This is a genomic window from Aminobacter sp. HY435 (assembly GCF_027568395.1).
Classification (GTDB): Bacteria; Pseudomonadota; Alphaproteobacteria; order Rhizobiales; family Rhizobiaceae; genus Aminobacter.
The window spans coordinates 1-2979 of the sequence record NZ_JANKZL010000023.1 but is presented as its reverse complement, the minus strand read 5'-3'; the positions used below and the strand labels follow the sequence as shown (position 1 = coordinate 2979).

The 2979-nt window shown below is 63.1% G+C and carries 1 protein-coding gene and 1 pseudogene; one reads left to right on the top strand and one right to left on the bottom strand.

What is annotated here, in order from left to right; translation table 11 throughout:
- Positions 1-1655 (bottom strand): DUF5801 repeats-in-toxin domain-containing protein (locus tag PCJ21_RS22030; protein WP_269933565.1); only part of this gene is annotated, 1655 nt, incomplete at its 3' end.
- 742 nt (positions 1656-2397) lie between these two features.
- Here PCJ21_RS22030 and PCJ21_RS22025 point away from each other — a divergent pair.
- Positions 2398-2817, top strand: a pseudogene (locus tag PCJ21_RS22025) (integrase core domain-containing protein); the annotation flags it as partial.
- Positions 2818-2979 lie beyond the last annotated feature (162 nt).

Genomic DNA, 2979 nt, shown 5'->3' with positions numbered 1-2979 from the left:
GCGGAGCCGATCGTCTCGGCATCCTGCGTCACAAGCGTGATGTCGGCATCCGCGACAGCCCCCACCGTCAGGCTCGGAACGTCGTCGTCAAACGAGATGTTGCCGCCGAGGTCGACCGACACCGTCGTCGTCGCCGTGTCGTTGTCGCCGTCCGTCACCGTCGCCGTCGCCGACAGCGTCACCTTGCCCGCCGCAAGCGCGATGTTGGCATTGTCGTTGGTCGCATCGGCAGTTTCAGGCAGATGGTCGATCTCCGCCGACTGCTTCAGCGTCACCGTGCCATTGGCATCGACGCTGATGCGGAAGATCTCGCCGCCGCCCACCGTCGAGCCGACGACTGCGCCGTTAACCAGGGTGAGCGTGATCGCCTCGCCGTTGCTGGTCAGCCCCGACGCCGCATCGGCAACCGAAAGCGCATAACCGCTGATCGCCGTCGTGCCGGCCCCGTCAGCACCGTAAGACGGCGTCACGGCGGCCAGGAACGCTGCCGCAAACGAAGCCGTCGCCGTGTCGGAAGCGGAGCCGATCGTCTCGGCATCCTGCGTCACAAGCGTGATGTCGGCATCCGCGACAGCCCCCACCGCAACCGTCGGACTATCATCCTCGATCGTAACCGACATGTTGGCGGTCACGGTCCCGCCTTTTCCGTCGCTCACCGTCACAGGGACCGCCAGCGTAAGATCGTCTTCGTTGCCGGCACGTGAGTCGTTGGGATGATCGATTGGGCCAGAAATTGTTACCGAGTAGCTGCTCCCGTTGGCGACGATCGTGATGATCGGCTTGTCCCCGACCACCCCGACCAACGTGCCAGTTCCAGCGCCAAGCCACAGAATCGGCAAACCGCCCGAGGTCAGTTGGAGCATACCTTGTGGCAGCGTCGGCGTCCCAAACACATACGACAGCTGATCGCCATCAGCGTCGGTCGCCGGAAACGAGCCGGTCACAGTTGGCTGATCGGTCGTATCATTGGAACCGAGATAGTCCTCAATGCCGCCCTTGAGGCCCTCCTCGGATACAGCCACCTCGAAGTCGCGCATCTCCGGTCCACGATTGCGCCGCAAGCCGGGGAACAGCTCCCTGTTTTCATATTGCGGAAATTGCAGCGCCGTAGGAGGCAGCAGGGCCGAGAGATCGAACCCGTCACCAATGCCGCCGGCAGGAACGTCGAAATTGCCGCCCGAGCTGCTCGGCGAGCCCGGACCTGCCGATATGGAGCCGTCAGCACCGAAGGCCACATTTATTCCGCCGGCCTCAAGCGCAGCGATCAGGGCCACGCGCGGAACTTCGACATCTCCAAGCAGGAACGTCGGTACATTGGCCGCAGCATCCTTGATGACGACCAGGCTACCGTCGGCCTGTTCAAGGATCAGATCCTCGCCGGCGACCCGAATGTTGTCGATAGCCACACTGGCCGGAAGATGAACCACGTTGGAGACATCGGCCACGTAGGTGCTGTCGGCGGATGCGGGCGCGACCGCCGCCGGCTGCGCCTGAACTGGCTGGCCGGAGCCTGCATCGACAGGTACGGGATCCGCCTCAGCCACAGGCTGCTGTGCCTGGGCCAGCAGTTGCGTTTCCGATGCTGCCTCTACGGCCTGGCCTTCATCGCCATTCACCGCAGCCGACAGAGTATTCAGATCAATAGAGGTCGCCATAGCCCATCCCCGTCATATTTGTTGGTTGAGCAAAGCAACGCGATCAGCGAAATTGCAACTAGGGATTACCTGGCACTACATAACCTACTATGCCGCCTGGCTGTTAATCCCCGCAATTGGTTAACCTGGAGGACAATTCACAGCCTCGCAGTTGACCGATCTTGGCAGGGAAATCGCGACTGGGACTTGAGGCACACCCGACAAATCGTGGCTGGCCGGACGTTAGCGGGCGGCCAATCAACGTGTAGCAATGCCCGTTGCGCGCCCTCGGGAATTCGCCTTTCTTGCTCATTCGGCAGCAAGCGCCGTTTTGTCATGATGCGGCACACCTGCGGACGGGTTTGTTTTGCTGGTGCCGCGCTCTTGAGCGCAGGCAATCATCTCCGTCACGCGTCGCGACGCCCGGCAAGTCCCATCCGCCAGTCTATGAGCCGTCCCGCTGCGACGTTGATGGAGATCTCGCGTCGGAGCTCCGACGCCCTCGACACCAAGGGCGGGTTCGACGATGCCGTTCCCGTCCAGGTATGTAGGCATGGCGTCGCCCTGCTCGTTCTGCATGCTGGCGCATCGGCCCGAAAATCGGACCCGATTTTCGAAAAGCACGGTGCGCCAACTCAGTAAGTTAGAGCGTCCTTTGTGCGTCCATTCGGACGCACGGCGCCCTAACGCAATCGCCGGCGGGAACGAAAGCGCTGTCAGAAGCGCCAGCCGCCTCGATGATCCTGATTCCGTTTGCTGATGGCAGTCCCACCGACGAGCGGTCGGCATGCCGGCGCCGATCCTGGTCGACGCGAAGCCGAGCGCAGGCTGGTCGCTGGACTTCGTGCATGATCTGTTCGCCTGCGGCCGCCGCTTCCGCGTGCTCAACATCGTCAAAGCGGCCACGCCGGATCCTTCAACGGCCGGGTCCGCGACGAGTTGTTGAACGAGAGCCTTTTGGCCTCGACCACGCCCGCAGCGCCATCGCCGAATGGAGGCGGCACTTCACCACGGCGAGGCCACATTCCTCGCTCGGCTACCAGCCCCCGGCGGCCTTCGCCGGAACCCTCACCGCAACCGGCTGCGACGCTGCGCAGATCGACGGCCTTCGTCTCCGCCGGTTGCTGAGGCCGCGGCCAGCAGCGTAACAAAAGACGTCGAGGCTCCAATCGCGGCTGGATGACCATTCAGTGGCAGGTCGAAGCGTTGCGATCTGGAGACGCAAAAACGCCCGCGCGAGGCGGGCGTTTGTTTGTTTTGTTTGGCTGGTTTGGCTTTGCGGCCGGCGGCCTGCCGGTTTTGGCCTTATGGTCGGGGGAGGCTGCGCTGCGTGTCGGGCATCGGC